This window comes from Sporolactobacillus putidus, assembly GCF_014647035.1.
GTDB lineage: Bacteria > Bacillota > Bacilli > Bacillales > Sporolactobacillaceae > Sporolactobacillus > Sporolactobacillus putidus.
The window spans coordinates 1-7,126 of record NZ_BMOK01000027.1 but is presented as its reverse complement, the minus strand read 5'-3'; the positions used below and the strand labels follow the sequence as shown (position 1 = coordinate 7,126).

Below are 7,126 nucleotides of genomic sequence, written 5' to 3'. Positions count from 1 at the left end.
TTTGAAAGTTCACCGGGAGTCACATACTTTCCCTGATCCGGCCCCAACTTCTTTTTCTTGTAGGCTGCACCCAATGGTTGACTGTGGATTCCGGGAGCTCCAGTTCAAAGGCAACTTGACGGGCGACCCGGTGCTCTTCCACCACAAGCTTTGCGACATATTCCTTATACTCAGGGTCTCGATGTTTCGGCAATGTGAACACGTCCTTTAAAATTATAGTTCAATCATACGGGATCCCATTTTGACGTGTCCACCATTTAGACTAACTCTAGATTTGGCCGATAGAGCCCCGAATCCGGCCGGAAGAAGGCTTGATTTGGCCGATAGCCCCCGAATTCGGCCGGTTAACCTCCGAATTTTTCAGCAGAATTTAAATCATGTATTTCTCTGGCAGCCAGTGTAATTAAATCAGTCAAACGAGCGGTTGATCAGTTGTCACGAGATCGCCATAAGGTTGGCCGAACAGGCACAAGCGTCAGAAATACATATTTTCTTTTTACGAGGCAAAGTTTATTGAGGCTCGGTTCGCACCGGCAATGAGCAATTACCTAAAATTTGTCTTTATCAATTGCTTGTCAAATGGTACTATCAACTACGGGCGTAATTTCATGCTACAAAGAGTACGAAGTACCCATTCCGATTGAAAGTTTTGTGAATCGATTTTGAGAGAATGCCGTTCTATTTGAAAGTGTAAAATTCAGTGATGCAATCCTGAGAATTCGAATAAGTGAGGCTAATCCTGTATAACCGGCAAAAATGGCGGTGAGGCGCGCGGTCTGCGCCACCTACCATGGAAAGGAATCGGAAAATGAATCAATACATCTTAACTTCTGTGGAAACTGAGAAAAGGCATGCCGGTGCGAAGGCAAAGAATGACGTCAGCAAGTTTCTCCATGAGATCGGCTTTCTGAGCATGTTCATGGATAGTGAAATGAACCGGTATGAAAAAAGACTGTTTTTCAGGAACAATTTCAGAAAAAAGTTGAGCTATCTTGAAAAAAGCGACGTGCTGGCGATTCAATATCCTTTTTACATGGGCGATTATATCGTTCGCGTGATCATTGATGAGACGCGAAAAAAGGGCGTCAACACCATTCTGATCATCCATGATATTGATGCTTTGAGAGAGCACTTCGGCGATGAAGCGGTCATAAAAAATGAAATCGATCTTCTGAACGGATTCGATGTCCTTGTCGCGCACAACGCATCGATGACGGACTGGCTAAGAGAAAATAATTGCCGCAGACCCATCGTCAATCTGGAGCTGTTCGACTACAGTATTGAGGGCGATCACGACTTCGGCAAAGCGGATCCCAGCCGGAGAAGGGTACTGTTTGCCGGCAACCTGGCCAAAGCGCATTTTTTAAGCAAAATTGCACCCCGCGATTACGAGCTTGTCCTGTTCGGCAACGGTGTCGATACCGAGGCTCTGCCCGAAAATGTGAACTATAAAGGTTCGTTCGCGCCCGAAGAATTGCTCGACCATCTGGAGGGAGAATACGGTCTGGTCTGGGACGGGGACGAACCGGACCGATGCACGGGCGACTATGGACGCTACCTCAAATACAATAATCCGCATAAAATGTCGCTGTACATCAGCTGCCGGCTGCCCGTCATCATCTGGAAAGAAGCGGCCCAGGCCAGGTTCGTCGAAGAGAAGGGCATCGGCATCGCCGTGTCGTCTCTGGCGGATTTGGACATGCGTTTAAAAGAGATCACAGAAGAACGCTATCTCCAGATGCAAAGAAACGCCGCCGAATTGGCAGCCAAAACGACGCGGGGCTATTTTATTAAAAGGGCGATTAAAAACGCGTTAGAAAGATCAGGAGAGCCGTCCTGATCAAATCGCACCAGGCTCCGTACCAGCGGTAAACCCGTGCTCAGTACCGGAACGATACACAGCATTTCCATGCCGTCTGTATTTTTGGCAAAAGATAGCATAGCTTAAGCATGGAAGCAAATGTAAGTCTGATCTTAATGATCGGGAATTTGAGAAAAAGGAAATCAGGAATCTAAATGAGCATTGCGAAAAATTACATTTACAATGTGACCTATCAGATCGTTATATTGATTATTCCTCTGGTCACGGTCCCGTACGTTTCACGCGTACTCGGCAGCAATGGCGTGGGGATCAACGCCTACACCAACTCGATTATTCAATACTTTATCCTGTTCGGGACAATTGGCATTTCCCTTTACGCAAACCGGGCGATCGCCTATGTCCGGGACAATAAAGAAGCACTGAGCCGGACATTCTGGGGCATTGTCGTTTTAAAGTTCATCACCACTTGTCTTGCCTATGTTGTGTTCTTGGTCTTTTTAGCCTTGACCGGCGCCTACCATAATATCTTCCTGATTCAGTCTATCCTTATCATTTCCGCGGCTTTAGACGTGTCCTGGCTTTATATGGGCCTGGAAGACTTTAAAAAGACCGTCACAAGAAATCTGATCGTCAGACTGATCGGCGTCACAAGTATCTTTGTTTTCGTAAAATCGGCTTCGGATCTATGGAAGTATGTACTGATCCTTGCGCTGTCCGAGCTGTTCGGACAGCTGACGCTGTGGGCCTATCTGCCTAAAACGGTAAACCGGATTAGACTGAAATGGATCGACGTCAGAAAACATTTTATGCCGGCCGTTTACCTATTTGTGCCGCAGATCGCCGTTCAAATTTATGTCGTCCTGAATAAGACAATGCTCGGTTCTTTATCGAATACAAACGAAGTCGGTTTCTTCGATAATTCCGATAAAATTGTCAAGATGGTTTTGGCCGTGGCCACAGCCCTTGGTGTCGTCATGCTTCCGCGGGTCTCCAACACCTTCGCCCGGGGAGACATGGACAAAGTGAAAGATTATCTCTACAGGTCTTTTGACTTTGTCACCTTCTTATCGGTTCCGATGGCATTCGGCCTCGCAGGCATCGCGAGCACATTGACCCCCTGGTTTTTCGGCCCGGGATTTGAAAAAACAGGCACGCTGATCGCCGTCATCAGCCCGATTATTGTCCTCATCGCCTGGAGCGGCGTGATCGGCCAGCAGTATCTGATGCCGATCGGCAATACGCGGGCCTACACGATCTCAGTAAGCCTCGGCGCCACCGTCAATTTTGTGCTCAACTTATTGCTGATCCGCAATTATCAGTCTCTCGGCACAGCCCTCGCGACGCTCGTCGCCGAGGCCTCGGTGACGGCCGTGCAGCTCGGCTATGTCGCCTACAGCGTTAAACTGAAAAAACTGTTCGCCTCGCTTTGGAAATATTTTGTCGCGGGAGGCCTAATGTACGTTATTGTCCGCTATCTGACAAGTGTCCTGTCCATTGGTCTAAAAATGACGGTTGTGGAGATTGTCGTTGGCGCGTTCGTTTATTTCTCCTTATTATTCCTGTTAAAGTCCGAGATGAATAAGCGGTTTTTCAGCACGGGGTGGGATCTGGCGAAGAAGATCAGGAACCGGTGAATTAGGAGAATGAATCATCACGTTTTGAAAAAAACAATAGACCCAATAACGAATCAAACAGCAACCGCATGAGGCAAGAACATTCCCTCTCGCGGTTTTTTCTTTATATCTCTGGTTGAGCACATAACTCTTGATGAATAGCGTAAAAAGTGGCGTTAATAGACTTGGACGGATAATCTAAAAGACGAATGTCAATCGAACGACTGGAAAGTCGGACAAGTGGACGATTCAGAAAAAAATGAAATATTTTTTTACAATAAGTTCAAATGTTTCCAAATCAAGAAGATATTAATGTGCTATAATCAAGTAGATATTTTGTCATGGGTGTTTGGATCTACCAATTTGGTAAATAAAAAATTCACCCTTTTTCACACAGTAACGATGGGTACGAATCATGATTAGCGGCCGATGTGCCCCTATACTCACGTGCACATAACGTCATGATTCCTCTCAAATTTAACCAAGGCATCGGCTTTCCCCGACAGGAAATGTGCTATAATACAACTATCTTGACAAAACTTTCAAATTAATAAAATCTTATTTGTCGGTTGGGGGATATTATGGAAGAGACGATTAGCCTTCAAGAGATTTTTCGAACTCTGAGAAAACGAATTTCATTGATTACGACCATCACATTGCTGGCGGTAGCGGTCAGCGCACTGGTCACTTATCTTCTGATGACGCCGAAATATGACGCGTCGACACAGATTCTGGTTAATCAGGCAAATATGAACAATACGAGTCTTTATGCCAATAATGCCGTACAGACGAACGTGCAGCTGGTCGATACATATAGCGTGATTATTAACAATCCTACGGTACTTAATCAGGTCATTCAGAAGCTGAATCTGAACATGACGGCTGATCAATTGAAAGGCATGCTGAAAGTTAGTACAGTTCAGAATTCGCAGGTCTTTACCGTGACGGCGGAAACAAAAAGCCCGTCCCAATCGGTGGCGATTGTCAATAGCGTTGCCCAGGCCTTCAAGTCGCAGGTTCAGAAAGTCATGAATGTCGATAACGTCAGCATTCTTTCCCAAGCGACTTTTTCTTCAAGCAATACTCCGGTTAGTCCAAAACCAACAATCAATTTGGCAATCGCTTTTGTAGTCGGACTGATGGTGTCTGTCGGGCTTGCTTTCCTTCTTGAATACTTAGACAACACGATCAAGACGGAAGAAGACATCGAAAAAGTGCTGGGCCTGCCGGTGCTGGGAGCTATTTCTGAGATAAAGCAGCATCATGAAAAAGGATCCGAAGCATCTTCACATGCAGCAGGCCATCAAAAGGTGAGAGGAGGCGGCCGTGTTGAAGCAAAATAAACAAGTGCTTTCCAAGCAGCGGAACTTAGTCGCTTTCTATAAACCCAAATCGACAACCGCAGAACAGTATAGAACGATCCGGACGAACATTGATTTTTCCCAAGTCAGCGGAGAACTGAAGACCATTATGGTTACTTCGGCCGGACCGGGCGAGGGCAAGTCGACAACCGCAGCAAATCTGGCGGCGGTCATGGCTCAGCAGGGGAAACATGTGCTGCTGATCGATGCCGATCTTCGCAAGCCGACGATGCATTATACCTTCCGGCTCAGCAACACCAATGGATTAACGACATTGTTGACCAAAAGGACCACGTTTGACGAGACTATCCAGAGCACGGAAGCAGAGAATCTCTTTGTATTGACGAGCGGACCGATTCCGCCAAACCCCGCGGAACTGCTGAGTTCACCGGCTATGTCCAGTTTCGTCAATCACGCACTGACACTTTTTGATACAGTGATCCTTGATACACCGCCGGTATTGGCAGTAACGGATGCTCAGGTGCTGGCTAATCTCTGCGATGGGACTGTATTTGTCGTTCGAAGCGGTGCTACTGAGAAAGAGGCTGCAACTAAGGCGAAAGATCTACTCACCAAGGCGAAAGCACGGGTTCTCGGAGTCGTGCTCAATGGCAAGCCTTTATCAAAGTCGGACGGCCATTACTACTATTATTATGGCAATGAATGAGAACAAGTAGTGCATTATGAAAGAAATACCGTAATAAAGGAGGAGAAACCGGATGATTGATATCCATTGCCACATCCTGCCGGGTGTTGATGACGGTGCAGAAAATGAACAAGTCTCGCTTGCAATGGCCAGACAGGCGGTTGCTGAAGGGATTACACAAATTGTTGCAACACCGCACCACCGCAACCGCCACTGGGATAATCCCCGATATTCTGTTCTAAGCATGGTTAAGGATCTTAATCAGCTTTTCGTTCAGCATCAGATTGATCTGACTGTCCTACCCGGCCAGGAACCGAGGATATTCGGTGAAATGGCTGACAGCACCGCTGAGGGAGAACTCGTCACAATCAACGAAAATGGTAAGTATATACTCGTTGAGTTCCCGACTCAACATGTTCCGCGTTACGCAAAGCAGCTCTTTTATGACCTGCAAGTCAAAGGCATCACACCCGTCATCGTCCATCCAGAACGCAATCAGGAAATATTTGAACATCCGGAAATCCTCTACTCCTTCATCACTGATGGTGCGCTCTCTCAAGTTACGGCATCCAGTCTTATCGGCAAGAACGGCAAAAAGATTAGAAAAAGAACGCTTCAGTTCATTGAAAACAATCTGACTCAATTTGTCGCTTCGGATGCTCATAATGTGACAGAGCGCCCTTTTTACATAAAAGAAGCGTTTAATGAACTCAATAAAGAATTTGGTAGCGATCTAGTACAAGTATTTAAAGAAAATGCAGAGTTACTCATTAACGGCGACCTTATCAACCGGGAGGAGCCAATTGAAGTAAAAGACAAAAAGTTTTTAGGTATTTTTTAGTGAAAGGTTGAATTATTTTATGGTTTACAGCTTATGGAAATTGTTTTAAAGGTATACAAGTATGGTCATGTATCATGTAAAAAGTAACCATAACAATAAATACTTTTATGTCTTGCGGGGGGACGGAAATGGCAATATCCAAATCAGAAATAGAAAGCGAAGCTGTCTATAAAGTCGCTGTAGATGAAAGCTTGAACAGTTTAGAAGACAAAGTAGAGAGCCAAAGATTTTACTTGTTTTCTAAGAGATTGATGGATATTACAGGCGCCTTATTCGGACTTATCATTTTATCTCCAGTGTTGTTGATCATTTCAATGATGATCAAGCTGGATGATCCCCGGGGTAAAATAATATTTAAACAACTCCGAGTGGGGAAAAAAGGAAAGACATTTTACATATATAAATTTCGGTCAATGGTATCGAATGCTGAACAATTACTAGATCAGTTAATTGATAAAAATGAAACAACAGGTGCGATGTTCAAAATGAAAGATGATCCACGTGTTACTCGAATAGGTCATTTTCTCAGAAAAACCAGTCTAGATGAATTGCCGCAACTTGTTAATGTATTAAAAGGTGATATGAGTCTGGTGGGTCCGCGGCCACCGTTACCGAGAGAGGTTGAAAAATATTCTGAATATGATAAAAAACGTTTAATTGTGACCCCAGGTTGCACAGGACTTTGGCAGGTTAATGGTAGGAGTAATGTAGGATTTAAAGAAATGGTCAAAATGGATTTAAGGTACATAAAAGAAAGATCGATCTCTTTAGATATCTGGAGAGTGAAATGTTCTGTGTAAATAAAACAAAGAGATAACCCCTTGATGGGATTTTATGGTATCC

Annotated in this window: 7 protein-coding genes; 6 read left to right on the top strand and 1 reads right to left on the bottom strand. The window is 44.9% G+C overall.

Going from position 1 to position 7,126, the window contains the following annotated elements:
* Nucleotides 1-19: 19 nt before the first annotated feature.
* Nucleotides 20-193 (bottom strand): hypothetical protein, encoded by a 174-nt coding sequence (locus IEX81_RS16405; protein ID WP_188805320.1) that lies wholly within the window; start codon nt 191-193, stop codon nt 20-22.
* A 615-nt stretch (nt 194-808) separates the two neighbouring features.
* Between IEX81_RS16405 and IEX81_RS16400 the strand changes: the two genes are divergently transcribed.
* The 6 genes from IEX81_RS16400 (at nt 809) to IEX81_RS16375 (ending at nt 7,083) form a co-directional block, all read left to right on the top strand.
* A complete protein-coding gene (locus IEX81_RS16400) occupies nt 809-1,840 on the top strand; it encodes a glycosyltransferase (RefSeq protein WP_188805318.1) in 1,032 nt (343 codons plus the stop codon).
* A gap of 176 nt (nt 1,841-2,016) precedes the next feature.
* The gene (locus IEX81_RS16395) at nt 2,017-3,456 is read left to right on the top strand and encodes a flippase (protein WP_188805316.1); all 1,440 of its coding nucleotides are present in this window, start codon (nt 2,017-2,019) and stop codon (nt 3,454-3,456) included.
* Between the two features lie 560 nt (nt 3,457-4,016).
* On the top strand, nt 4,017-4,778 hold the full coding sequence (locus IEX81_RS16390) for a YveK family protein (protein ID WP_188805314.1): 762 nt from the start codon (nt 4,017-4,019) through the stop codon (nt 4,776-4,778).
* Nucleotides 4,762-5,463 (top strand): CpsD/CapB family tyrosine-protein kinase, encoded by a 702-nt coding sequence (locus IEX81_RS16385; protein WP_373292402.1) that lies wholly within the window; start codon nt 4,762-4,764, stop codon nt 5,461-5,463. The genes IEX81_RS16390 and IEX81_RS16385 overlap by 17 nt, the downstream gene beginning before the upstream one ends.
* A gap of 52 nt (nt 5,464-5,515) precedes the next feature.
* Nucleotides 5,516-6,283 carry a tyrosine-protein phosphatase gene (locus tag IEX81_RS16380; RefSeq protein ID WP_188805310.1) on the top strand — a complete coding sequence of 256 codons (768 nt, stop codon included), beginning with the start codon at nt 5,516-5,518 and terminating at the stop codon, nt 6,281-6,283.
* A 128-nt stretch (nt 6,284-6,411) separates the two neighbouring features.
* A complete protein-coding gene (locus IEX81_RS16375) occupies nt 6,412-7,083 on the top strand; it encodes a sugar transferase (protein ID WP_188805308.1) in 672 nt (223 codons plus the stop codon).
* Nucleotides 7,084-7,126 lie beyond the last annotated feature (43 nt).

Bases quoted from the DNA above. Each gene is read 5' to 3' on its own strand.
- IEX81_RS16400 (WP_188805318.1), top strand. From the start codon at position 809: ATGAATCAATACATCTTAACTTCTGTGGAAACTGAGAAAAGGCATGCC.
- IEX81_RS16395 (WP_188805316.1), top strand. From the start codon at position 2,017: ATGAGCATTGCGAAAAATTACATTTACAATGTGACCTATCAGATCGTT.
- IEX81_RS16390 (WP_188805314.1), top strand. From the start codon at position 4,017: ATGGAAGAGACGATTAGCCTTCAAGAGATTTTTCGAACTCTGAGAAAA.
- IEX81_RS16380 (WP_188805310.1), top strand. From the start codon at position 5,516: ATGATTGATATCCATTGCCACATCCTGCCGGGTGTTGATGACGGTGCA.
- IEX81_RS16375 (WP_188805308.1), top strand. From the start codon at position 6,412: ATGGCAATATCCAAATCAGAAATAGAAAGCGAAGCTGTCTATAAAGTC.